The sequence below is a fragment of the Rhodococcus sp. NPDC056743 genome, from assembly GCF_042790355.1.
Classification (GTDB): domain Bacteria; phylum Actinomycetota; class Actinomycetes; order Mycobacteriales; family Mycobacteriaceae; genus Rhodococcus_F.
Genome location: NZ_JBHTZI010000002.1, coordinates 294,726 through 316,693, shown reverse-complemented (window position 1 = coordinate 316,693; position 21,968 = coordinate 294,726). Strand labels below are relative to the sequence as shown.

22 protein-coding genes are annotated in these 21,968 nt (G+C 61.7%); 9 read left to right on the top strand and 13 right to left on the bottom strand.

Going from position 1 to position 21,968, the window contains the following annotated elements; genetic code table 11:
• Nucleotides 1-12: 12 nt before the first annotated feature.
• The 5 genes from ACFRFQ_RS05990 to ACFRFQ_RS05970 all read right to left on the bottom strand — a co-directional run bounded on the left by ACFRFQ_RS05990 (nt 13) and on the right by ACFRFQ_RS05970 (nt 4,907).
• Nucleotides 13-1,602 (bottom strand): multicopper oxidase family protein, encoded by a 1,590-nt coding sequence (locus ACFRFQ_RS05990; protein ID WP_378654344.1) that lies wholly within the window; start codon nt 1,600-1,602, stop codon nt 13-15.
• Complete coding sequence (locus tag ACFRFQ_RS05985) at nt 1,599-2,918, bottom strand: hypothetical protein (RefSeq protein ID WP_378654341.1); 1,320 nt, start codon at nt 2,916-2,918, stop codon at nt 1,599-1,601. Before ACFRFQ_RS05985 ends, ACFRFQ_RS05990 begins: the two co-directional genes overlap by 4 nt.
• Entirely contained in the window at nt 2,915-3,586 is a 672-nt protein-coding gene (locus ACFRFQ_RS05980) for a methylamine dehydrogenase light chain (RefSeq protein WP_092805126.1), read from the bottom strand. The genes ACFRFQ_RS05985 and ACFRFQ_RS05980 overlap by 4 nt, the downstream gene beginning before the upstream one ends.
• A gap of 78 nt (nt 3,587-3,664) precedes the next feature.
• Nucleotides 3,665-4,273, bottom strand: coding sequence for a redoxin domain-containing protein (locus ACFRFQ_RS05975; RefSeq protein WP_378654337.1), 609 nt, complete (start codon nt 4,271-4,273; stop codon nt 3,665-3,667).
• A gap of 43 nt (nt 4,274-4,316) precedes the next feature.
• Nucleotides 4,317-4,907 carry a MauE/DoxX family redox-associated membrane protein gene (locus tag ACFRFQ_RS05970; RefSeq protein WP_378654334.1) on the bottom strand — a complete coding sequence of 197 codons (591 nt, stop codon included), beginning with the start codon at nt 4,905-4,907 and terminating at the stop codon, nt 4,317-4,319.
• Nucleotides 4,908-5,237: 330 nt separating this feature from the next.
• Between ACFRFQ_RS05970 and ACFRFQ_RS05965 the strand changes: the two genes are divergently transcribed.
• Together ACFRFQ_RS05965 and ACFRFQ_RS05960 are read left to right on the top strand one after the other, a co-directional pair.
• The gene (locus ACFRFQ_RS05965) at nt 5,238-6,776 is read left to right on the top strand and encodes an APC family permease (RefSeq protein WP_378654331.1); all 1,539 of its coding nucleotides are present in this window, start codon (nt 5,238-5,240) and stop codon (nt 6,774-6,776) included.
• Nucleotides 6,773-7,558, top strand: a complete 786-nt coding sequence (locus ACFRFQ_RS05960; RefSeq protein ID WP_378654329.1) for an IclR family transcriptional regulator — start codon at nt 6,773-6,775, stop codon at nt 7,556-7,558. The genes ACFRFQ_RS05965 and ACFRFQ_RS05960 overlap by 4 nt, the downstream gene beginning before the upstream one ends.
• Before the next feature lie 4 nt (nt 7,559-7,562).
• Here ACFRFQ_RS05960 and cobU read toward each other — a convergent pair whose 3' ends face one another.
• Genes cobU through ACFRFQ_RS05940 form a run of 4 tightly spaced genes read right to left on the bottom strand, consistent with a single transcriptional unit; the run spans nt 7,563 to nt 11,672 of the window.
• Nucleotides 7,563-8,882 (bottom strand): bifunctional adenosylcobinamide kinase/adenosylcobinamide-phosphate guanylyltransferase, encoded by a 1,320-nt coding sequence (gene cobU / locus ACFRFQ_RS05955; protein ID WP_378654326.1) that lies wholly within the window; start codon nt 8,880-8,882, stop codon nt 7,563-7,565.
• Entirely contained in the window at nt 8,882-9,670 is a 789-nt protein-coding gene (locus ACFRFQ_RS05950; RefSeq protein ID WP_378654323.1) for an ABC transporter ATP-binding protein, read from the bottom strand. Before ACFRFQ_RS05950 ends, cobU begins: the two co-directional genes overlap by 1 nt.
• Nucleotides 9,667-10,701: a FecCD family ABC transporter permease gene (locus tag ACFRFQ_RS05945; protein WP_378654320.1), complete on the bottom strand. Its 1,035-nt coding sequence runs from the start codon at nt 10,699-10,701 to the stop codon at nt 9,667-9,669. The genes ACFRFQ_RS05950 and ACFRFQ_RS05945 overlap by 4 nt, the downstream gene beginning before the upstream one ends.
• An 8-nt stretch (nt 10,702-10,709) precedes the next feature.
• Entirely contained in the window at nt 10,710-11,672 is a 963-nt protein-coding gene (locus ACFRFQ_RS05940) for an ABC transporter substrate-binding protein (RefSeq protein ID WP_378654317.1), read from the bottom strand.
• A 307-nt stretch (nt 11,673-11,979) separates the two neighbouring features.
• Here ACFRFQ_RS05940 and ACFRFQ_RS05935 point away from each other — a divergent pair, with 307 nt between their 5' ends.
• From ACFRFQ_RS05935 to ACFRFQ_RS05925, 3 genes are all read left to right on the top strand, one after another.
• Entirely contained in the window at nt 11,980-12,396 is a 417-nt protein-coding gene (locus ACFRFQ_RS05935) for a GntR family transcriptional regulator (RefSeq protein ID WP_378654314.1), read from the top strand.
• The gene (locus ACFRFQ_RS05930) at nt 12,393-13,262 is read left to right on the top strand and encodes an ABC transporter ATP-binding protein (protein ID WP_378654312.1); all 870 of its coding nucleotides are present in this window, start codon (nt 12,393-12,395) and stop codon (nt 13,260-13,262) included. Before ACFRFQ_RS05935 ends, ACFRFQ_RS05930 begins: the two co-directional genes overlap by 4 nt.
• A gap of 197 nt (nt 13,263-13,459) precedes the next feature.
• Complete coding sequence (locus ACFRFQ_RS05925) at nt 13,460-14,332, top strand: ABC transporter permease (RefSeq protein WP_378655067.1); 873 nt, start codon at nt 13,460-13,462, stop codon at nt 14,330-14,332.
• Between the two features lie 3 nt (nt 14,333-14,335).
• Here ACFRFQ_RS05925 and ACFRFQ_RS05920 read toward each other — a convergent pair whose 3' ends face one another.
• Complete coding sequence (locus ACFRFQ_RS05920) at nt 14,336-14,971, bottom strand: DUF4232 domain-containing protein (RefSeq protein ID WP_378654309.1); 636 nt, start codon at nt 14,969-14,971, stop codon at nt 14,336-14,338.
• A gap of 116 nt (nt 14,972-15,087) precedes the next feature.
• On the opposite strand from ACFRFQ_RS05920, the gene ACFRFQ_RS05915 reads away from it, so the two are divergent.
• Complete coding sequence (locus ACFRFQ_RS05915) at nt 15,088-16,161, top strand: VIT1/CCC1 family protein (protein ID WP_378654306.1); 1,074 nt, start codon at nt 15,088-15,090, stop codon at nt 16,159-16,161.
• A 49-nt stretch (nt 16,162-16,210) separates the two neighbouring features.
• Here the strand turns inward: ACFRFQ_RS05915 and ACFRFQ_RS05910 are convergent, their stop codons facing one another.
• A complete protein-coding gene (locus ACFRFQ_RS05910) occupies nt 16,211-17,866 on the bottom strand; it encodes an FAD-binding dehydrogenase (protein ID WP_378654303.1) in 1,656 nt (551 codons plus the stop codon).
• A complete protein-coding gene (locus tag ACFRFQ_RS05905; RefSeq protein WP_378654300.1) occupies nt 17,863-18,522 on the bottom strand; it encodes a TetR/AcrR family transcriptional regulator in 660 nt (219 codons plus the stop codon). The genes ACFRFQ_RS05910 and ACFRFQ_RS05905 overlap by 4 nt, the downstream gene beginning before the upstream one ends.
• A 248-nt stretch (nt 18,523-18,770) precedes the next feature.
• On the opposite strand from ACFRFQ_RS05905, the gene ACFRFQ_RS05900 reads away from it, so the two are divergent.
• The 3 genes from ACFRFQ_RS05900 (at nt 18,771) to ACFRFQ_RS05890 (ending at nt 21,256) form a co-directional block, all read left to right on the top strand.
• Nucleotides 18,771-19,901 carry an LLM class flavin-dependent oxidoreductase gene (locus ACFRFQ_RS05900; protein WP_378654297.1) on the top strand — a complete coding sequence of 377 codons (1,131 nt, stop codon included), beginning with the start codon at nt 18,771-18,773 and terminating at the stop codon, nt 19,899-19,901.
• A 128-nt stretch (nt 19,902-20,029) separates the two neighbouring features.
• The gene (locus tag ACFRFQ_RS05895; protein WP_378654294.1) at nt 20,030-20,539 is read left to right on the top strand and encodes a hypothetical protein; all 510 of its coding nucleotides are present in this window, start codon (nt 20,030-20,032) and stop codon (nt 20,537-20,539) included.
• A 12-nt stretch (nt 20,540-20,551) separates the two neighbouring features.
• Nucleotides 20,552-21,256 (top strand): hypothetical protein, encoded by a 705-nt coding sequence (locus ACFRFQ_RS05890; protein WP_378654291.1) that lies wholly within the window; start codon nt 20,552-20,554, stop codon nt 21,254-21,256.
• 4 nt (nt 21,257-21,260) lie between these two features.
• Here ACFRFQ_RS05890 and ACFRFQ_RS05885 read toward each other — a convergent pair whose 3' ends face one another.
• The gene (locus ACFRFQ_RS05885) at nt 21,261-21,776 is read right to left on the bottom strand and encodes a CGNR zinc finger domain-containing protein (RefSeq protein WP_138870692.1); all 516 of its coding nucleotides are present in this window, start codon (nt 21,774-21,776) and stop codon (nt 21,261-21,263) included.
• Nucleotides 21,777-21,968: the final 192 nt, after the last annotated feature.

Sequence of the window (21,968 nt, the reverse complement as noted above, 5' to 3'; positions counted from 1 at the left end):
TCTTCGTACTTGTCAGCGGACGTAACGCAGATTTGCCGTCATTCCGGCTTCGAAGTGGTAGGCATTGTGGCAGTGGAACATCCACTCGCCGGGGTTGTCGGCGTCGAACTCGATGGCGAGTTCGCTTCCGGGTAGTACGTTGACGGTGTCACGGCGAAGTCCGCCGTAATCCGGTACGGCAAAGGTATGGCCGTGAGTGTGCATGGGATGCCACATGGTGGACGTGTTCTTCATCGTGATCCGAACGCGTTCACCCTGTTTCATCACGAGCTTGCCCGCATCGGCTCCGGCCATGCCCCACACGTAGCGATCTCCGGCTTGGATCAGTTCGATGTGATAGTCGCGGTCGGGCGACTTCGTCTCGAGGCGTACGTATTCCGTGGGACGGAGCGCGCTTTCGAGTACCAACCGGCCTCCCAGCTCCGAGATCGAACCACCTACATCGGGATTCGAGAGTGCCAAGGCGTCGGCGCTGCGCAGGACTGTCGACGCGTATCCGTCGCGGCCCTCGACCTTTGCCACCACCGGCCATGTTCCCGACTTCACTGTCACGAGTACGTCGTAGCGCTGAGCCATTCCGACGATGATGGCGTCGGCAGGAGTCGGTTCCACGTCGTAACCGTCGGTGGCGACAATTGTCATTTCGTGACCGGCGACGGCAAATCGGTACGGAGTCTCGGCTGCCGCGTTGATGATTCGCAGTCGCAGGGTCGAACCAGGGGCCGCCGTCACCACAGCTGGATCGTTGGGCGGTCGCCCGTTGATCAAGTGCAATGGATACGCGATGTGCTGGGTCATGCCGCCGAGCACGTCGGAAGAACCGTGACCGGCGCTCACCAACTGCTGTGCAACGGCCAGGTCGCCCTCGGTGTGCTCGACGGGTGTTGATGCCGCCCCGCCATGTCCGGCATGACCGCCGGCAATGGCCGGATTGAGCGCCATCAGTACGGAATCGGGTGTGGTGCCCAATCCGTCGACCCAGTCGTCGAGTACCAGAACGGCGTCGGCGTCGGCCCCGCTGGAGTCGTTCGGGTCTTCGACGATCATGGCCCCGAAGAGTCCACGATCGGCCTGTAGTCCGCTGTGCGAGTGGTACCAGTACGTTCCCGGATCCGGGGCGACGAAGTTGTAGTCGAAAGTCGAGTTCGCCGCGATGGGAGCTTGCGTGGTGGGTGCCGCGCCGTCCATGTCGTTGCGGATTCGAATTCCGTGCCAGTGCAGCGTGGTTTCGGTATCGAGGCTGTTCTGGACGGAGACATTCACCCGGTCACCGGACTTCAGGCGAAGTTCCGGAGCCACCGCAGCGCCCCCGTACGTCCACGTGTCCACAAGGCGGCCACCAAGATCAACCGTCGAGAATCCGGCAGCCAGGGCAAATGCAGCGGTGGTTCCGTTCCAGCCTCGTGCCGACTCTGCAGCGGCAACTTCGGGGTCGGTGGGCAGAATGTAGTCGAGATCGGTCAGCGGCGTCGGAGTTGCTGCAGTGGAACTGCATCCGGCGATCGTCCCCACTGCGCCGAGTCCGAGTGCACCCGCGCCGAGCGCTCCCAAACTCAGGAAACGACGCCGGCCCATCACCACACCGGATCCGGGACGACTCATCGGAGCACTTCTGGTGTGATCAACCCACTGACATCACCGACATTGCCCGAGATGTCCACGGAACTGACCTGCTCACCGGTAGTTGCGTTGTAGCCCACGATCTTCTGCGGAGCGGAACCGTCGACCTCCGGTCCGGTGCCGAGTACGTAGAACGTGGCGCCGTCGACCGAGAAGGCTGTACTTCCGATATCGGTAAGGCCGAGATCTGCGAGCGAGAGGCTCTTGATCGGGGCGAAGGTTGCCGCGTCGAAGAGATCGATCTTGACAATCGATCCACCGCGCGCGGAGTCCGGATGAATTGCGCTGTCGGTGTACTCGATTGCCAGACGTGTGGCGTCGGCGTTGATGACGTTCTCGGAGAAGCGGCCGGAATCCTGACCCGCGTTTCCGATGGGCTTGACGGCTTCCTTGGGCAGTCCGTTCGAGAAGTCGAAGACGAAGACGTCACCGTTTTCACTGACCAGCAACGCTTTCTGCGCATCGGCAGCCCACGTGACCTTGCGAGCCGAGACGAAATCGTCGGGCAGCACCTTGGATCGGGCAGTCTCGGTGGGGACTCCGTCGTCGCTGATCGTGACTTGAAGGAGCTCACGGGTGTCCTCGCACACGCTGTAGAGTTCGTGCCCGACCATCCAGGTGAACGGCCCACATCCGACGATCTGAAGAGCCCCGGTTGCTTCCTGCTTGTCCAAGTCGACAACACGGATGCCGTACAGCCCGTCGTCCCAGGTGACAAAGAACTTGCCGTCGGAAGTCACGGCGTTGGAGCCGGGGCGGGAATGCACACGTGCGACGTCCGGAAGCATGACCTCGGCGGGCTCCAGCAGGTTGCCGGAGTAGGTGCTGACCGTGAAATCTGCTGCGCCACGTGAACCTCGTGGGCGCCACACCTCGGCGGCGATCACTGCCGGATCATCGTCGGAGTCGCCGACAAATCCGTGGATGACGGGATCCCAGATGCCGGGTCCGACGGTGATGCGGCTCTCGGCCACACCGGTTTTCGGATCGATGACGTTGACGCTGAGTTCGAGTGCCCCGAATCCGCCTTCGAGGCCGAGGAGTCGGTCAGCGGCAATCGGAGTGATCGAGCCGACGTGCAGGGGTTCGGGAATGGTGTCCCCGATTTCCTGATCGTCGTGTCCGAGCGAAATGCCCTCGCCCGGGGCCGTGAACGGAACGGTGGGATAGGTGACATCACCTGCGCTGGAGGGTTCGTCGTTGTCGGACGAACTGCAACCGGCCAGCGCGAGCACAACGGTGAGGGGGAGTATCGCGACGGCAGGCCGGGCGAGTTTTCGGGTACGTGAGGTGCTCATGATCCGGCACCGACCTTGGGGCGTGCTGCCGGACGGGTCTGGCAGTCCTCACCGATGATGGGAGCCATGGTGCAGGTGTACGCCTGAGATTCGTCGGAGACACACCAGATGATTTCCTGGTCGTAGCTGCCGGAAACCGGGTTGTACATCACTGCCTGCATATCCGGCTCGCCGCAGAAGGCGTTGGAACACGAAGGCGCACCGCAGCAGTCGTAGTACGCGATCAGGTAGGTCTTTCCGGTGTCGGGATTGGTGCAGCATCCAACCCAGAATTCGGCACCGGGCTTACTGCCGGGCGCACACGTGGTGACACCACCGCCGTTGCAGGCAGCGCAGGATGTGCCGTCCATGTTGCACCAGCGCCAGTATTCACACTCGGCCGGATCCTTGCCGTCGTACACGGGGACAAGCGGTTCCGGGCCGGGTACCGGAGCGGGAGGGGCGGCTTCTTGAGCGAACGCGGTGCGTGTGACCGGCAATGTGCTGATCAGCGCAACGCCGGAAACGCCCATGGTCCACTTACCGATTCGACTGATCATCGACCGCCGCGAGACGCGCTCGGAGAGTTTGCGACCGGTGCGACTGGTCAGGGAACCGCCTTGGCCCGCCATCCATTCGGCCTGTGCTTGAACGGTTGCCTCGTCCACCGGATATCGGTTCTCTGTCATGTTGTGCTGTGGAAACGCATTGTCGTCCAAGACATTTTCTCCTGATTCGTGAAGAGGAACGAGCAGAACTGAAGGCGATCAGGCCGCGCTGCCCGACTTAGCCTGCGCATGAAGGTGCTGGAGTGAGGGGGTGCCGGACTCTAGTGCGTTGAGCAGGCTCTCGACCTGGGCCATGTGGTTGCACAGGCCCTTTCCGCGAATCTTGCCGTGCTCGTCGAGAATCACGCCGTACGGCGTGGTACCCACCTGGTAGGCGATGCCGACGTCACGAGCGTCGATGTAGCTGAGCTCGGAACCGATCCCGCTGCCGGCCAGAAACTCTCGGTGCTCTTCTGGGGTTCCGTCGGAGATGATGACAACGTCGAGGTCGGATTCGGCTCGGGCCATGGTCCGCACGCCGGGAAGCAGGCTCTTGCAGGTCGAACAACTCGGTGCCGTGAACAGCAGGAGCTGTGCCTTGTCGCGATGACCGCCAACCCCGACAGTTCGTCCTTCCTGGTCGATCAAACCGGCAAACGACGGTCCCACCTGTTCGACCTTGGGGCCGGTATCCATCATTCGGGCACCGAGGGGACCGAGACGCACTTGTACTCGGCCGATTTCACGGGCGAGTGCGAGAACCATCAGGAACAGTACGGCCACGGCGATCACGAGAATCACGGTTGCTACGAGCAGAAAAGTAGTCATCGTAGAAGTCCTGCCTTTGCGCAGTCGGTGAATAGGGAGAAGGTCACACGCCGTACCGAGACGTGGCGCCGGCGGCACGCAGTCGGACGGAGGCACTCGAGAGGTAGTCGTCGACCGGGCGCTTGCCGAAATGAACGACGGATCGAATCTGCGCGACGGCGACGCCCGCCAAAACCAGGAGGAGTGCGAGCGCAGCGGCTGTTGCCTGCACGCCCGCGTTCGCGGAGCTGCCGAGTACCACGATTACAAGTGATGCAGCGGCGAGGATTCCGGCACGCACCGCGTGGAACCATCCGATGCGCGGAATCTCGCCGATGCCGAATGCGAAGCAACCACAATCGAGGTCGCGTCGACCCCGTGCAAGGTTGACGACGAGGCCGACAAAGAACGACGCGAACATGAGTGTGGCAACGCCGGCCGCCCATTGCCGGGCAATGCCCGTCACGAGAAGTGCGCCCGCCACGGTCTCGGCGATGGGAAGTGCCCGGGCCACCGGTCCTTCCAGCCCGTTCGGAAGGACTTTGTATCCACGTACGGAACGCAGAACACCGTCGTAGTCCGTCAGCTTGGGGATGCCGGCGAGCAGTAGGACAAACCCGATGATCGCCGATACGGCAGCGATGGTGAAGTCCATGATTCCTCCCTTTCAGGTCGGCAAGCGCTGGTGTGTGGGACACATCCTGCATCGGTGATGCGGCGAACATGCTTCGGAACCGATACGTCCGTGGGATTGGCAACTGGGAATGCGCAACGTGGGTGAGAATCGAAATCTTTGCAGGTCAACTGGTTTCTTCGGCACGGGATCGGCTTGGAGGAGCGCTGTCGAGGTACGCGGTGGAGTTGTCTCGGGCGCACGCATTCCCACTTGGATCATCACTGCGCGCCACGGTGGAAACTGCACGGAAACAAATGCGGACTAACTTGACCGAAATCGGTGAATCGGATAACGGACGGACGGTGAGACATGGCCGTGACGGAGGCGCTGCGCGCGGCACTCGCGCGAGCACAGAGTGCGGATCAAGGCAGCGAGCCGGTGTATTCGCCGTTGCGCGGTCTGGGGCGACGGCGGCTGACGCCGATCGATCTTCTCGGCCAGTCGTTGTCGACCATTGCCCCGGCTACCGGAATGGTGTTCATCGCGTTGTGGATGATCACGTACAGCCCCGGGTACGCAGGTTTGGCTGCTATCGCCGCGACAACGTCGGCGGTCTTTCTGGTAGCACTCTGCATCACGCACTTCACCCGCAGGCTGGCGGCTTCCGGTTCGCTCTACAGTTTCGTTTTCCAAGGTACCGGAACACGAAGCGCGCTTTTGGTAGGAGCCGCGTTGGTCCTCGGGTATCTCGGTATCTCGATATCGGTTTTTGCCCAAGCGGTTCCCAGTCTGTTGGACACGATTTCGCTCATCGGTACAAATGTCGGTGGTCCGTTCGCGACGGCAGTCGTGACCGTTGTGATCGCCCTCGCGGTTGCCTGGATAGCAGTGCGAGGCGTTCGGTTTGCCACCCGGGCGATTCTCGTGATCGAAAGCTGTTCTCTGATCTTGATCATCGCGGTGATGCTGGCAACCCGCACCGACACGACAACAACTGTGTCGTTGCCGAATCCGTCCTTGAGTGTGGTTCCGTTTCTGGCGATGCTGACTGTTCTGAGCATGGCCGGATTCGAGAGTGCAGCATTCTTCGGACCCGAGGCCAAGCGCCCGTTGATCACCGTCACACGCACAGTGCTGATTTCGCCGATCATCTGCGGGTCACTGTTCGTTTTCGCCGCGTGGGCGGCAATGACGGGGCACGGGGCAACCATCGTCGGCGCGTACTTCCAAGGGACTGCATCCGGTGCCAGCGCCGGGGTGGTGCTGGCAGTGAAGATCGGTATGACATGCTCGTGGCTGGCGTGCACTCTCGGTTGCGCACAAGCGGGTTCGAGGTTGTTGTACTCCATGGGCATCGAACGGGTACTACCGTCGTCTCTCGCTCGGATGCACCGTCGGTTCCGAACCCCCTACATTGCGGTCCTCACGTTTGTCTCTGTCAGCACAGTTGGTGTTCTTCTGTTTTCCGATGCGGTGAGAGATGATTCGGGCTCTTTCGACGGAGTGGTGGAAATTGCCCTCGTCTGCGCATATACGTTGGTGGCCTTCGCGTCCTGGAAGTTCTTGCACCGTATCGGCGAGCACACATCGGTGACGCGGCTGTGCACGTTGTCGGTCAGTGTCGCCGGGGCCGGGTTACTCGTGTACATCATTCTCGACGGTGTCGTCCACGGAATCTGGGCGTTGCCGTGTGCCGCTGGAGCGCTCGCTGTATCCGGGGTGATCTGGAGTGCAATTCTCCGACGAGTACGCCCTGAGAGTCTCACGGCGGTGGGGGCTTTCGACAGCCTCGAAACGGCGGACCTTCTACCAGGGGCAGGCACACTTCTCATCGGCGACGACGGTCGACGCCGCCTGGTCCCGGATCGTTCTGCTACAGATGGTGACCTACCGGAGTGGGGCGAGTGAGCGCCGACCGCGCCACCACCGGTACCAGACCCGGCAAACGGACCAGCGAAGAATCGCACTTCAGTGGGCAACAACCCAAAGCGGTTCAAAAGGCACTCGGGATGCTCGAGGCAGTTGCGCATCTGGGACCGGGAACAACCGCGAAGGAGATCGCGACCTTCGCCGGGGTTCCCTCGGCCACTGCATATCGCATGCTGAATCTGTTGGTGGCAGAAGGATTCCTCGTCCGGGTGCCGGATCTATCCGGCTTTGCATTGGGTCGTCGCACGGCGGAGTTGTCGCATGCTGCAACAACGAGTGGCCCGGCGCCGTCGTTGCACGAACAAGTCGAAGACATGCGTACCCACACGAGATACGGACTGCATGTTGCGTCGTTCAACGCGGGGCGACTCCGATTCGTCGACAAGGACCCCGATCACGAGATCATCGGGATAACGACTCTCTCGAAGAACATCCATGCAAATGCGTTGGGCAAACTCCTACTGGCTTACGACGAGCGGCTTTTTGTCGATCTGGAGCTACGTCGCCTCACCGAGTTCACGATCGGTGATCGTGACACGCTGGCGGAGCAGCTGCGTTCGGTTCGATTGCAGGGGTTTGCATTCGAGAATCAGGAATCTCGGCTCGGGCGGTCGGCGCTGGCGGTGCCTATTCGCGATCGTGCCGACCTGGTGGCCGGAGGATTGTGTATCCAGGGTTCCTGTGAGCGTGTCACTGTGGAAGACCGAGAGTTGGTGGGCTTTCTGCTCGATTGCGCTCGGCGTCTCACCGGACTGATCTGAGGCGTCAGCGTAGACGGGTGGGTAATCCAGCGGTCATCAGAACAACCGACTCGGACGCAGCGGCGATGCGGGCATTGAGTATGCCGAGCAGGTCGCGAAAGAGCCGGCCGGACTTGGTTTCCGGAACAACACCGCTGCCGACTTCGTTGGTGACCGCGACGATCGGGACGGGGCAGGACTTCCAGGCCGCCACCAACTGATCGATGTCTTCGCGAACCGCGGCGGTGTTGCCGTCCATCCAGGCATCGCGGAGATTCATTCGTGCGGTCAGCCACGTGCCCAGGCAGTCCAGCAGTACGGGTTCGGTTGCACTGTTCAGCATTTCGGCTACATCGACGGTTTCGAGTGTTGTCCAGGTTGCCGGCCGCCGCGCGCGATGTGACGCGATCCGTTCCGTCCAGTCGGGATCGTCGTCGTCCGGATCTCCGGTGGCAAGGTATATGACGTGCCGGTACGCGGACAGTAGTGCTTCGGCGTAGGTGGACTTGCCCGACCGGGCGCCACCGGTAACCAGAGTGCGGCCAGGCGCCGGCGAGCCGATGTGCAGCACTGTGCCGTCGAGAACCGTTCGTGCACCGGACTGTTCGAGTTCTGTGGACAGCTCGTGTTCGAGCGGGTTGTGGTGGCCGAGGTGGACGGCCACGATGTCGGTTCGGTCTGTGACTGCGCCGACCTCACGCAGGGCGGCGACTGTCCGGGCGAAGCTGGGCAGATCGTGGTGCCCGGTGTCGTGATCGGTCTTGAACCCGAAGGTTTCTTCGAGGAAGAGGGCGTCGAACGAGGCGTTCGCAAGCTCGGCGATTGTGGACGGTGCGAGGGGGCCGGTATCGGTGGCCCAGAAGATGCGGGTACCGGCTTGGTCGGTGATGTCGTAGAGCAGGGTCGGAACTTCATGTGTCGCTTCGAGAGTGCGAACGTCATACGTGCCCAGCGTGATCGATTGGCCGGCGGCAAGCGGGGTGAAGGTGACCGGGTCGTGTGGTCCCACCCAGTCGCGGCAGAGATCAAGGGCGTCGGGTGGCCCGAGGATCTGTAGTGGTTCGGTGCGACCGGCCCAGGACCGGAAGAGCAGCGCCATCGGACCGAGGTGATCGGGATGGGAGTGAGTGAGCAGGATGTGTTCGACTGCGGCGAGGGTGCGGCCGGATCGCGAAGCAGCGCGCGGCACTTCCGGACCGCAGTCGAGCAGGATTCGATTGTCCAGCAAGGCCGCTGTGTGACCTCGGACAGTGCCGCTTGCGAGCGCAGCGGTGCAGGAGCTGCACTCGCAGAAGGGGTTGGGCCAACCGTCGGCGGCGCCGGTGCCCAGCATGAGTAGTTCCATCAGCGGACGTCCTTCTCGCGGATCGGAACTACGACGGGTCCGCTCGGTCGATCGAGAACCTCGACGCGGGCGCCGTAGATCTCGCCGAGGAGGTCGGAACGGAGAACGTCGGCCGGTGGTCCGTCTGCCACCACGCGGCCTCGATCGAGCAATACGATGCGAGATCCGTACTGCCCCGCGAGAGTGAGATCGTGCATCGCGGCAATCACGGTGATGTTGTCCGACAACCGCATTGTCTCCACCAGATCGAGGACCTGCTGCTGGTGTCCGATGTCGAGGGCGCTGGTCGGCTCGTCGAGGAGCAGGACCTTCGGTTCCTGAGCGAGCGCGCGGGCCAGAACCACTCGCTGCAGTTCGCCGCCGGACAGTTCGGTTGCCCGCCGATCGGCAAACTCGGTGAGGTCCAGGCGCTGAATGACGTTGTTGATCACCATGCGATCGCCGGCGGTTTCCGTGCCGAAGCGTCGGAGATACGGAGTTCGACCGAGCGCAACGAGTTCGGTGACCGTTGCACCCTCCGGAACCACGGGCCGTTGTGGCATCAACGCGACAACTTGAGACATGGCTTTGCGGCCGGCATCTCGGGGGTTACGGCCGGAGACGGCGAGTTGGCCGGCAGACGGAATCAATCCGGCGAGTGCATGCATCAGCGTTGTTTTTCCGGCGCCGTTCGGTCCCACGACGGCAACCCATTCACCTACTGCAACGTCGAGACCGATGCCGTCGACAACGTTGTTGCCACCCCGAACAACCCGAAGGTCGTGGCAGTGAACGGCACACTCGGTCATGACGACACCCGGCTGCGGCGCAGGACAAGCAGGAAGAACGGAGCGCCGATCATGGCCGTCACCACGCCGATCGGAAGTTCGGCGGGGGACATCAATGACCGGGCGGCAACGTCGGTGAGGACGAGGAACGCAGCACCCAGCATCAGTGACAGCGGGAGAAGCAGGCGGTGTGAAGGTCCTGCCACCAGTCGAACGGCATGGGGAACAACAATTCCCACAAAGCCGATGAGACCACTGGCGCTGACCACCGCTGCGGTTCCGAGAGTTGCCGCAAGAACCAGGACGAGCCGAGATCGTGCGGGATCCACGCCGAGGCTGGCCGCCTCGACGTCGCCGACAGCCATGACGTCGAGCACCCGTCGGTGAATGAGGATGACCGCCGAGGCAACGATCACGTACGGCAGTACAACAAGAACTTCCGACCATCCGTCCGTCGACAGACCGCCGAGCAACCACGAATAGACCTCACGCAGTGAATCGTCGAACCGTTGCTGCACAAAAGTTTGGGCGGCGTTGGTGAAGGCGGCCACCGCAACGCCGGCCAGAATGATGACGACCGCGTTCTGCGCGCCGCCGATACTGCGGCCCAGAGCATAGGTGATGAACACGGCGAGAACGCCGCCGACAAAGGCGGCCATGGGGATTCCGAACATCCCCAAGGCTCCACCGGAGACGATGGCCAATGTTGCACCCAGCCCGGCACCACTGGAAACACCCAGAAGGTAGGGATCTGCCAACGGGTTTCGGAACGCCCCTTGATACGCGGCACCCGCGACGGCCAGCATCGCTCCCACCAACGCTCCCAGGACAACGCGGGGAAGCCGAATCTGCCAGAGGATCGCCTGCTGTTGAACGGTCAGTCCGGAATCGATGTCGACGCCCGGAATCCCGTCGAGCAGTTCGAGAATGACACGATCAGGGGTAAGGCCCGCCGGTCCCACCAGAATGCCGATCAACAGTGCCGCACACAGAATGAGTGCGGCACCGACCAGTGCGGTGGTTCGATGGTTCGCGAGACCGGCTTTGGGCATCAGGGAACTCAGGCCGTCGGGACCTGCGCCACAATCGCGGCGACAGCCTTCACCTGGTCGGTGACGCGCGGTCCCCATCGACTGGACAAGTCTTCGTCGAGAACATGGATCTGGTTGCCGGTCACTGCCGTCATCCCGTTCCAACCGGGGCGCGCCGCAACAGCTTCCGCGGTGACACCGCAGCACTGCGAGTCCGCCAGGAAGATCAGATCAGGGTTGGCCTGAACCACGAACTCCGCCGACAGTTGCGGGTAATCGCCCTGAGCGGCCGCGTCGGCGATGCTCTTCATGCCGAACAGGCCGTAGATCTGGCCGATGAAACTTGTGCTCGTCACTGTGTAGAGCGACGAATCGAGTTCGTGGAAGTACGTGAGGGGCTGCTGGCGGGCCGGAACACTTGCCACTGCTGCGTCGATGTCGGTGCGCATGTCACTGACCACCTCGGCGCCTTGGTCTTCGTGGCCGGTTGCGGTCGCGACGCGCTCGATCTGTGCGTAGACGTCGTCGATGCTCGTTGCCGCCGGCAGCAAGAGCGTCGGCACCTTTGCCTTCTGAAGCCCGGACACGAGGTCGTTCATGTCGTCGGACGCGATGACCAGATCGGGTGCATAGCCGAGGATTGCTTCGACGTTGGGGGAGAAGCCGGACAGATCGGTGACCGGGATACCGGCCGGGTAGTCGGACTGGTTGTCGACTGCCTTGACCTGACCGCCCGCACCGACGGCCCAGAGCGTCTCGGTGGCGCTGGGGCTGAGCGAGACGATCGACGTCGGTCGCGACTCGATGGTGATGTCGGTGCCGGAACCGGTGGGACCGGATTCCACCGTCACGGGGAATGCGCCGTCGGAGACCGCCGATGTGGTGGGGGCGTCGGAGGTGGTGGAACTGCTGCAGGCTCCGGCCAGCAGCGCCGTACTCACCGCCAGAGCCGCAAAGATCGATCGGAACGTGCGTGTCGGCCGAATGCTCACAGCCACCCCTCCATCAGTGCGGAGAAAGTCGACATGCGGCACGGCCGGCGGGCTGGGCTGCACGAGCGTCCTTCGTCCGAGGACCATCGTGTCGCCACGAGGCTGGGTGACCTGACTCGTTCATCCGCGGGTACGCGGACGACTTCACAGTTGCGTCGACAGTGCCGGGCTCTCACCGGACTTCACAAGCAGCGTGGCACCCCGGAAATCCGGGGCATCTGCACTTTACAGGGGTGGCCTCTCTTGACTCGAGCGGCAAAGGCGCGGTAAACATCTATTCCACTAATGAACTAGTGAAAGGGTTCGGATGATCGACTTCCGTATCGACCGCCGATCCGGCATACCCACCTACGTGCAATTGGTCGTGCAGGTGAAGCAGGCGCTGCGGCTCGGTGACCTACAGGTCGGTGACCGTCTGCCTACCGCCAAGGACGTTGTGGGCGCTCTTGCCATCAACCCCAACACTGTTCTGAAGGCCTACAAGGAACTCGAGCGCGACGGTCTTGTCGCGCCGCGGCCGGGGTTGGGGACGTTCGTGACCAAGTCGCTCGCGAAGCCGGGCATGGTGGAGAACTCCGCTCTGCGGGCAGAGCTTTCTCGGTGGGTGCGTGACGCGGTGGCCGCAGGCCTCGAGCGCACGGATATCGAGGCACTTGTCGACATGGAACTCGAGCGTGAGTTCGTCAAATCTGATTTGTTCGAGATTGAGGGGGAGACATCGTGACCGAGCAAGAATCAGTGCTCACCATGGCTGACGTGGACAAGCGCTTCGGGCGCAAGAAGGTGCTCGACGCCTGCACCTTCGAAGTCGAGGCCGGGAGCATCACCGCTCTGGTCGGAGTCAACGGTGCAGGCAAGTCCACACTCATGTCTTTGGCGGTGGGATTGACGACGCCGGATCACGGTGCGATTTCCGTGCTTGGCGCCACTCCGAGTCGCGACGGCATCAGTCCGGGGCTGGCCTATCTGGCACAGCACAAGCCGCTGTATCCGAAATTCACTGTTGCGGAACTGCTTCGGTTCGGTGCCTACGCCAACGACAATTGGGATGCGAAGTACGCGCTCGGCCTGGTAGAGCGTGCCGACATTTCACTCGACGCGAAGGCCAAGACGCTCTCTCCCGGTCAGCGAACAAGGGTGGCACTGGCTTTGGCGCTCGGGCGCAGACCGAAGCTCTTGCTTCTCGACGAACCGTTGGCAGATCTGGACCCGATCGCACGGCGGGCGGTGGCTTCATCCCTCCTCGAAGATGTCGCTGAATACGGCACCACGGTATTGCTGTCCTCGCACATCATTTCCGAATTGGCCGACGTCTCGGACAGGTTGCTTCTTCTCGGCAACGGAAATGCTCGACTCTCCGGATCTCTGGATGAATTAGTTTCTGCCCATTACGTATTGGTTGGAGACGGCGATCCGGCGGACGTGATAGGTGTCGGCACTGTTGTCCACACGGATCGGGGACTCCGTCGGAATTCACATCTCGTCGAGGGTCGTCGGCCGAAGGAACGACCGGGCTGGACGCTCGACGATGCAACTCTGGACGATCTGGTGCTCGGGCATTTGAGCGCGGAAGCGAAGGTGCCGGCATGATCTGGGTAACCTGGCGTCATCATCGGACGTCGCTTGTAGTCTCCTTGGGAATCATTGCAGCGCTATCTCTCGCAGCACTAGTCAGTGGGATTGTGGTCAAACACGATCTTTATGCTGAAGCTTTCGGGTCAATTGGATGTTTCGGTGCTGACGTCGGTTCCGTCTGTCTGGCCGCAACGACGCTCACTGCAGTGACAATGATCGCGACGATGCTGCCGGTGCTCCTAGGGGCGCTGGTTGGCGTGACGGTCTTCTCTCGCGATATCGAGCAGCGCACGCATGTTCTGGGGCTAACTCAATCCGTGAGCCGCATGCGCTGGTTCTGGAGCAGAGTACTAGTGGTTTTTGTACCGGTGACTGCTGCTGCGATGTTGCTTGGCTTTGTGCTCGAGTGGACCCGAATACCAGGCGAAGGCCGTAATTACGCAATGGTTGTTGGCCGTTCGATGTCCCCGTACCACTCGAACTTGACCTATCCATTGTTTCAGTCCAGTGGATTGGCCTTGGGCGCTTACACATTCATGGCGTTGGTGCTCGGGGCGGCTCTTGCCTTGCTGGTGCGGAGTTCGATCGGGGCAATGGCGCTGACGATGGCCGGTGTAGTCACCGTTCTGGCACTGTTTCAATTTGTCGCCAGGCCCCACTACGCGCCGTTGAGTGTCGACGCATCTCCCGTCAATGGGTCAGTTACCTACGCGGCTATGGAGGGTGGCTCTTTTCCCGGAGTGAATTGGGACATCGACGAGGGATATGTCGATATTCGCGGCAATTTCGTGGACGTTCGCTACGACGAGTGCACGTGGAGTGGATCGGGCGACCAGAACCCATACGACCAGCTTCCTGAGGAGACAGGTGCCGAGTACTCGCTCCGGATAGATGAACTGGAGGCGAAGCAGGACCGGGAGTTGGAGTTATGCCTGGAAGGACAAGGCGTCGACCATCGTGAGATCCGTTACCACTCCGCCGATCAGTTCCGACGTTTTCAGGTGACGGAAGCGGCTCTGACACTAGTTCTTTCGGGGCTGTTCTTGATTCCGGCACTGTGGGGTCTGCGACGCCTCAAGCCGTAGAAATCAGCCGGTGACCGGTGCGACGCTCAGCTGATTGATGTTCGCGCCGGTCATCGAGCAACCTTTGGTGGGGTAGGGGAGGAACACCGCATCGTAGGAGTTGGGCGGATACACGCGTAGCCCGGCGACGTCGGTGACACCGCACTGGTCGGCCGGATAGTTCTCGACGTTGGTGGCGCGAACCAAGGCGGTTCCGGTGGAACCCGGCGTAAGGGAGACCGCAGATCCGGTTCCCGTTCGCGTTGCGGCTGCGCCCACTTCATTACCGTCGGCGCCGGTTACGTAGGAAACGCCGGGGAAACCGTCGATGGTGCAGGTTCGCGTGCTGGTGTTGGTGAAGACCACCGGTAGTTCGGTGGAACCGGCGGCGCCGCTTGCCTGTCCAAGGGTCACGCTCAGTTCTGCAACCGTGCAGTTCTCAGGACTGACCTGTGTGCTTGATGCAGCCGAGTGCGTTGCGTGTGTTGTTGTTGCCGGACCCGGGCCGGGCGCTGCGGACGTGGGCAGCGCTGAGGTAGTGGGGGAAACGGTAGTGCTGCTGGCCGTGTCCGAACTGTCGGATCCGCAACCGCTGACGAGGGCAATTGCCATCAGCGGTGCCGCGAGGACGACGATCCGACGTATTACTGTGGGATTCATGGTTCGTTCCTCCGGCCAGCCGACATGTGTGTCCGGTATATCCGAATCTGGGCTGGGATGTGCGGGAATGCGGCAAGTGAGTGCGCTACTTCACCCGCCGAACGTGAGGAGATTCGATGCCGACAGTTCCGGATGCCAGGCCTGACCCCGACCCACGTGACATCAAGCGTTGGCGACGCTATCTTGCCGACGAAAAGGCCGAAGCCGCTGTGTATCGCGACCTCGCAGGTCGGCGAACCGGCGAGGAACGCGAGATCCTCCTCGCACTCGCCGAAGCGGAGGGCCGGCATGAAGCGCACTGGCGTGCCCTCCTCGGCGACCATGTCGGTAAGCCGATTCCCGGCGACATACGCACTCGTATCCTCGGATTCCTCGCCCGACGATTCGGCTCGGTCTTCGTTCTTGCGCTCGCTCAACGTGCGGAGACCAGATCGCCGTACCCGAACGACGCTGATGCAACTGCCTCGATGGGGGCCGACGAAAAGATTCACGAGGAAGTGGTGCGTGCGCTGGCGACTCGCGGGCGCAATCGGCTGTCGGGGACCTTTCGTGCAGCAGTGTTCGGTGCAAACGACGGTCTGGTGAGTAACTTGGCCCTGGTTCTCGGTATCAGTGGCAGCGGCGTCTCGAATCAGATCGTGTTGCTTACCGGGATGGCCGGGTTACTTGCCGGCGCACTGTCGATGGGTGCCGGTGAATATGTTTCGGTCCGCTCGCAACGCGAATTGCTGGAGGCATCCACTCCGGGGACCGACGCGCGCGACGCCGTCGGATTGCTCGACGTCGATGCCAACGAGTTGGCCCTGGTGTATCGGGCTCGCGGCATGACGGCAGAGGAAGCCGAAGTGAGAGCGGCGGAGGTGTTGAAGCACAACAACTTCGGTATAGCGGAAGTTGAAGACGCGCACGAGTCTGTTGGCACCGGATTGGGGGCTGCAGCCGCCAGCTTCTGTTTCTTTGCTTCCGGCGCAATCATTCCCGTCTTGCCGTACCTGTTCGGGCTGGAAGGTGTGACGGCGCTGATCGTGGCTTCGGTGCTGGTGGGTATTGCCCTGCTGAGCACCGGCGTTGTCGTGGGACTGCTCTCCGGTGGTCCGCCTTTCAAGCGGGCTCTACGCCAACTCGCGATCGGTTACGGCGCCGCGGCGGCAACGTATCTACTCGGAATGCTGTTCGGGACATCGCTGTAGAGCGCCGGCTCCGAGACCGTACGATCTCGGAGCCGGTGAAACCAGTTCGCTACAGGTCTCGCGCCAGCGCGCGGCCTGCCGCGCGGCCCGAGAAGATACAGCCGCCGAGGAAGGTTCCCTCCAGAGCGCTGTACCCGTGGACACCACCACCGCCGAAGCCGGCAACTTCGCCCGCTGCGTAGAGCCCGTCGAAGACGCTGCCGTCGGCCTTGATGACCTGCGAATCCAAGTTGGTTTCCAGGCCGCCGAGGGTCTTTCGGGTGAGCAGGTGCAATCGGACTGCGATCAGGGGGCCGTTCTTCGGGTCCAGAATCTTGTGTGGCGCAACAACGCGCACGATTTTGTCGGCCAGCAGATTACGGGCACCGTGGATGGCGGTGACCTGGAAATCCTTGCTGTACTTGTTGTCCACCTCGCGGTCGCGGGCGATCATTTCGCGCTCGATGTCCTCGAAATCGAGTAGCGGTGTATCGGTCAGGGCATTCATGCCGTCGACCAGGTCGCGAAGGTTGTTGCGCACCACGAAGTCCGCGCCCTTCTGCTTGAATGCTTCGACGGGGCCGGGTGCACCCTTCTTGATGCGTTCGAGGAGGAGCTTGAAATCCCGATTGGTGAAGTCCGGATTCTGTTCCGAACCGGAGAGCGCAAATTCCTTCTCGATGATTTTCTGATCGAGAATGAACCACGTGTACTCGTGACCGCTGTCGAGGATGTACTTGAAGGTTCCCATCGTGTCGAAACCGGGAAAGTTCGGTACCGGCAAGCGTTTTCCGGTGGCATCGAACCACATCGACGACGGGCCGGGGATGATGCGGATTCCGTGGTTCGGCCAGATGGGGTTCCAGTTCTGGATTCCTTCTGTGTAGTGCCACATACGGTCGCGGTTGACGATGTTACCGCCGGCCGATTCGGTGATCTCGAGCATACGGCCGTCGACGTGGGCCGGTACGCCCGTGAGCATGTGATCGGGAGCCTTGCCGAGACGCTCGGGCCAATTCTTCTTCACCAGTTCGTAATTGCCGCCGATGCCACCGGAGGTGACAACAACTGCCTGCGCGGCGAATTCGAATTCGCCGACCGCCGTACGGGAACTTTCTACTCCACGAAGGGTATTGGAAGGTTCGAGAACGGTACCCCGAACGCCGGTGACAGCACCGTCGGTGACGACCAGTTGGTCTACCTGATGGCGGTGCTTGAACGTGACCAGTCCCCGTTTCTGGGCGGCAATGACCTTGGTCAGAAAGACATCGACGACTCCGGGGCCAGTTCCCCACGTCAAGTGGAATCGCGGTACCGAATTACCGTGCCCGAGAGCCATTCCGCGCCCGCGTTCGGCCCAGCCGACGTTGGGCATCAGGCGAAGCCCCAGATCATGCAGGTACTGGCGCTTGTCGCCGGCCGCGAATTCGACGTACGCCTTGGCCCATTGCCGGGGCCAGTGGTCTTCGCGATCACGGTCGAAGGCCGCGGTACCCATCCAGTCCTGCATGGCGAGGTCGAGCGAGTCCTTGATGCCGAGTCGGCGTTGTTCCGGACTGTTGACGAGGAACAGTCCGCCGAGTGACCAGAACGCCTGAGCGCCGAGGTTGGCTGCATTTTCCTGTTCCACGACAAGGACTTTGCGTCCCGCCCGGGTCAGTTCGTACGTGGCGACGAGGCCGGCAAGTCCGGCCCCGACAACGATGACGTCAGCATGTTCGCTCATGAGAACTCCTCTGATGATGGGTGGGGCGGGATTGGTTCGGTGTAGGACAGCAGGATTCGAGTAAAGATGTCTCGGCGGAGGGCAAACGCAGCGTCGGTGTCGGGATCGACCAGGCATTGCACGCTGGTGCCGTCGTGAACGGCGACGAGGGCGCGGCCCAATGCGGTCGGGTCTCCCACGATGCGCCGTGCGACGCCGTCGAGTGCGGACTCGACAAGGGGAAGCAGAGTGTGGAGTATCGCGTCTTCGCGGTCGGCCAATGCGGTTCGCAGTGCGTCGTTGCGGAGTGCGTGCGCTGTGAACTCGGCATTGATTCGATACCACTGGGGGTCAACCGGGACCACGGAAACAATGCGTGCGACGACGGCGGTCATATCGAGGGAGTCGGTGGTAATTGTGGCCGTGGCAGACCTGAGATCGGCGAGCATCGCCGCGGACCTTTGTTCCCACATGGCAAAGAACAGTTGATCGAGGGAGTCGAAGTTGGAGTAGAAGGCGCCACGTGAGTACCCGCCTCGTTCGCAGATCTGCTCGACGGTTGCGTGCCCGAATCCCTGGTCGCCAAAAACGTCGGCCGCGGCGTCGAGCAGTCGCTGCCGCGTTTGACCTCGACGTTTTGTGACACGTTTCGTGGGGGAGGTGTCTACGTCCGTCATCCGTACCTCCTTGATGCTGGTGTCCCAAACGATACATTGATGTATCCGATGCGGTGGCGTATCGGAAAATTTGCCTTGTCCGTAATTTCTATTGATATCTAGAAGATTTGCAAGATTAGTGAATATGTTTATGTGTGCCGTCGCTGGAGATAAGAATCCTCGTGATTTCAACCCTGTCGGCGGGGGCATTCGAACGGTCTAATGAAGTGTTTGCCCCTGCTTGTTGATGTCGATCCGAAGGAATTGCCATGTCCTTGCGTTTCCATTGGTACCTGCCCACCTATGGCGATTCCCGCAATCTGATGGCCGGTGGCCACGGCAGCGGTATGTCCGGAGATCGACCGGCAACGCTGAAGTACCTCAACCAGATCGGTGCGGCGGCCGAGGCCAACGGCTTCGAGGCCGTCCTCACTCCTACGGGCGCCTGGTGCGAGGATGCCTGGCTGACGACGGCGATGATGATCGACACCACCGAAACCCTCAAATTCCTCGTCGCTCTGCGGCCCGGCCTGACGAGTCCGACGTTGGCAGCTCAGATGGCAGCAACATTTCAGTGGCAATCCGGCGGGCGGTTGCTCCTGAACGTCGTGACCGGCGGCGAGGACTACGAGCAGCGGACGTTCGGCGACTTCCTGGACAAGAATCAGCGCTACGCGCGTTGTGGCGAGTACCTCGACGTCGTCCGTCAGCTGTGGGCAGGTAACGGCCCGGTCGACTTTTCCGGCGAGTACGTCAGCGTGGAAAATGCTGAGCTGCACCGCCTTCCTGATCCGGTTCCGCCCGTCTTCTTCGGTGGATCGTCACCGGCCGCGGGAACCGTCGCTTCGCGCTTTGCCGATACCTACCTCACCTGGGGCGAAACACCTGCTGCTGTTGCCGCGAAAATTGCGTGGATCAGGGACTTGGCGGAGATTCAGGGACGGCGACTCGACTACGGAATTCGCTTGCACGTCATCAGTCGTGACACGAGCGAAGAAGCCTGGGCCGAGGCCGATCGCCTGCTCGGCGCGCTGGATCCCGCGACAGTGGAACGTGCGCAAGCGAACCTTGCGCGGTCGAATTCCGAGGGCCAGCGCCTGATGAACGAATTGCACGGCGGTGGATCCGCGTACCGAGAAGGTATCGGTGCTCGATCGCTGGAAATTGCGCCCAACCTGTGGACGGGAGTCGGATTGGTGCGCGGTGGTGCTGGTACCGCTCTGGTCGGCTCACACGAGGAAGTTGCGGACAGAATCGCGGAGTACGCGGCAATCGGGTTGGACCACTTCATCTTGTCGGGCTATCCGCATCTCGAGGAGACCTACCAGTTCGGTGAGGGAGTTCGTCCCATCCTCGAGCGTCGTGGTCTGGTTCGGGGCGGAGCGGGGACTCGGGTGTAACTCCGGGCGGGACATTGGTCCTGAGTCTTCCTTCGTTGGCTTCGACCTCGGCGATTCGAACGACCCTGGCGGCACGGGTGGCCCTACCCTGTGCTGGTTGTCGTGGAACATGATCGAGAGGGAAGTCAATGCTGACGCAGAGCCGAAGTGCAGTCCGTCGACTGGTCGGGACCGTCGCTGTTGGAGCGGCAGCGGTCGGCGGCGCGGTACTGATCAACCCGGCAGTCGCGTCGGCGGCAACCGCCGCACCCGACGTGTCGTACTCGGTTGCCGGCAACGATCTGACGTTGACGGTGCACAATACAAACACGTCGATCACCTCGTGGTGCCAGGCATTTGTGCTGAACGTGGCTGACGCGGCGGCGGTCGCCGAGAACCCCGGTAAGCTGCTCGATCCGAATGTTGTTGTTTACCCGGATGTTTCGAATCCCTCTTCGCTGTGGGGTGTTGGAATGGGAGGTACCGTCACTACGACCGCGCCTCTTCCGGACGGTACGTACGCTGTAATCGGCGGATGCGTCGACATCCTCGACGGCAGTGGATTCACCCCGACGATCGGAACTCCCACGGTGGTTGTCGTCGGCGGTCCCCTCAGCGGCATCAATACCGGTAGTCTCACAGGACTATTCGGCAGCTGAGCGGAGAAGATTATGGCCACACGTGGATTCACCAGGATTCTCGGCGGGATTGCACTGGCGTCCGCTACTGCGATCGGAATGTCATTCTTGGCTCCGGCTACTGCGTCTGCGGAGCGGGTTGTGTTGCCGCCCCCGCTCTCGGTGAGTGTGTCCGGAAACAGCATCACGTTCACCATCACGAATCCGAATCCGCGACTGAGCCTGATCAACTGCACGCCGGCGATTGTGGATATCAAGAATCTGCCTGCCATCGTCAGTGACCCGGCGTCGTTGCTCGATCCCGGTGTCCTTGTCTATCCGCAGGTTACGAACATCGGCGACCTGTTCGGTGTCCTTCCGCAGCGAGACCTGACCAAGACCGTCACGGATATCCCCAACGGTGTCTACGCTGTTGTCGGTGCCTGCGTGTTCATTCCGAGTCTCATTCCGCCGATCACAACACTTCCGGCGATAAGCTTGCCTGAGGTTGTTGTTGTCGGTGGATTTTTCGAGGGTCTGGGAACGGGAAGTGTCTCAGGTTCTCTGGAGGGTCTCGGATTCGAGAGTCTCAACGATCTCATCGATGCGTGGGAGCAGATCTCGACCGGTAGTAGCTCGGGTAGCGGCAACGGCAGCACCGTCAATACCGGAAGCAACAGCGAGAGCCTCGGCACCAATCTCGGGAGCTTCGATTTCCAGGGTGGTTCGGGCATCGATGTAGTCGTACCTACCTCGTAGCAGCTCAGTTTCGCGCGCGATGGCGTCGTACCGCGTCTCGATTCGAACAGGTGGGGGAGCAGTACCGTTGTCTGCCGTTGCGTGAGGTGTCTGCGTAGATATTGGTGCACTCGTCGAGGGAACATCGCCCGAGGCGGTGCATTCCGCGGCCCACGAGGTGTAGTGCCGTCCCCACCGAGAACAGGGCTTTCAAGACCTCGGCAAGCGACTGCTGCGGATCGCGGTAATGCAGATGCCAGCCGTCTCCCGCGTGATTGGTCATGCGGGGGTAGGCCGACGCTTGCTCCAACATGACGTTCACCAGTTCGGCCCGGCCCTCCTCGTCGGTGAGGTCGACGATTTTCGACCACTCGGTCAGAAGGTCGAGCGTCTCGCCCAGGTCCTTCTCGGCGATGGGGAAATCGAGAATGATGCCGGCGTCGACGCAGCGTTCGACGAGTTCGTCGAGTGTCCGGGGATGGCGATTGGCCAGGTCGGCCGCCAAAGTCACCGCATATTCCCCGTAAGGGTTGAGATGCATAATGCCATTACATCATGGTTGTCGTATGAAGAAAACAGAACGTGCCAGTGTCAGGTGCATCCACCGGTGGGAAATCGAATCGCGCCATCGGACCAGTGAAGGGACGGTCACCTACCGGCGCTGCCATTGCGGTTCTTGGCAGACCCTGCTCACCGAATCGCTGAAATCCGAACCGCTCGCGTATGTCGGTAG

What these genes read in the sequence shown, in the direction of transcription:
- ACFRFQ_RS05990 (WP_378654344.1), bottom strand. Translation starts at nt 1,602, where the DNA reads ATGAGTCGTCCCGGATCCGGTGTGGTGATGGGCCGGCGTCGTTTCCTG.
- ACFRFQ_RS05985 (WP_378654341.1), bottom strand. Translation starts at nt 2,918, where the DNA reads ATGAGCACCTCACGTACCCGAAAACTCGCCCGGCCTGCCGTCGCGATA.
- ACFRFQ_RS05980 (WP_092805126.1), bottom strand. Translation starts at nt 3,586, where the DNA reads ATGACAGAGAACCGATATCCGGTGGACGAGGCAACCGTTCAAGCACAG.
- ACFRFQ_RS05975 (WP_378654337.1), bottom strand. Translation starts at nt 4,273, where the DNA reads ATGACTACTTTTCTGCTCGTAGCAACCGTGATTCTCGTGATCGCCGTG.
- ACFRFQ_RS05970 (WP_378654334.1), bottom strand. Translation starts at nt 4,907, where the DNA reads ATGGACTTCACCATCGCTGCCGTATCGGCGATCATCGGGTTTGTCCTA.
- ACFRFQ_RS05965 (WP_378654331.1), top strand. Translation starts at nt 5,238, where the DNA reads ATGGCCGTGACGGAGGCGCTGCGCGCGGCACTCGCGCGAGCACAGAGT.
- cobU (WP_378654326.1), bottom strand. Translation starts at nt 8,882, where the DNA reads ATGGAACTACTCATGCTGGGCACCGGCGCCGCCGACGGTTGGCCCAAC.
- ACFRFQ_RS05950 (WP_378654323.1), bottom strand. Translation starts at nt 9,670, where the DNA reads ATGACCGAGTGTGCCGTTCACTGCCACGACCTTCGGGTTGTTCGGGGT.
- ACFRFQ_RS05945 (WP_378654320.1), bottom strand. Translation starts at nt 10,701, where the DNA reads ATGCCCAAAGCCGGTCTCGCGAACCATCGAACCACCGCACTGGTCGGT.
- ACFRFQ_RS05935 (WP_378654314.1), top strand. Translation starts at nt 11,980, where the DNA reads ATGATCGACTTCCGTATCGACCGCCGATCCGGCATACCCACCTACGTG.
- ACFRFQ_RS05925 (WP_378655067.1), top strand. Translation starts at nt 13,460, where the DNA reads ATGATCGCGACGATGCTGCCGGTGCTCCTAGGGGCGCTGGTTGGCGTG.
- ACFRFQ_RS05920 (WP_378654309.1), bottom strand. Translation starts at nt 14,971, where the DNA reads ATGAATCCCACAGTAATACGTCGGATCGTCGTCCTCGCGGCACCGCTG.
- ACFRFQ_RS05915 (WP_378654306.1), top strand. Translation starts at nt 15,088, where the DNA reads ATGCCGACAGTTCCGGATGCCAGGCCTGACCCCGACCCACGTGACATC.
- ACFRFQ_RS05910 (WP_378654303.1), bottom strand. Translation starts at nt 17,866, where the DNA reads ATGAGCGAACATGCTGACGTCATCGTTGTCGGGGCCGGACTTGCCGGC.
- ACFRFQ_RS05905 (WP_378654300.1), bottom strand. Translation starts at nt 18,522, where the DNA reads ATGACGGACGTAGACACCTCCCCCACGAAACGTGTCACAAAACGTCGA.
- ACFRFQ_RS05900 (WP_378654297.1), top strand. Translation starts at nt 18,771, where the DNA reads ATGTCCTTGCGTTTCCATTGGTACCTGCCCACCTATGGCGATTCCCGC.
- ACFRFQ_RS05895 (WP_378654294.1), top strand. Translation starts at nt 20,030, where the DNA reads ATGCTGACGCAGAGCCGAAGTGCAGTCCGTCGACTGGTCGGGACCGTC.
- ACFRFQ_RS05890 (WP_378654291.1), top strand. Translation starts at nt 20,552, where the DNA reads ATGGCCACACGTGGATTCACCAGGATTCTCGGCGGGATTGCACTGGCG.
- ACFRFQ_RS05885 (WP_138870692.1), bottom strand. Translation starts at nt 21,776, where the DNA reads ATGCATCTCAACCCTTACGGGGAATATGCGGTGACTTTGGCGGCCGAC.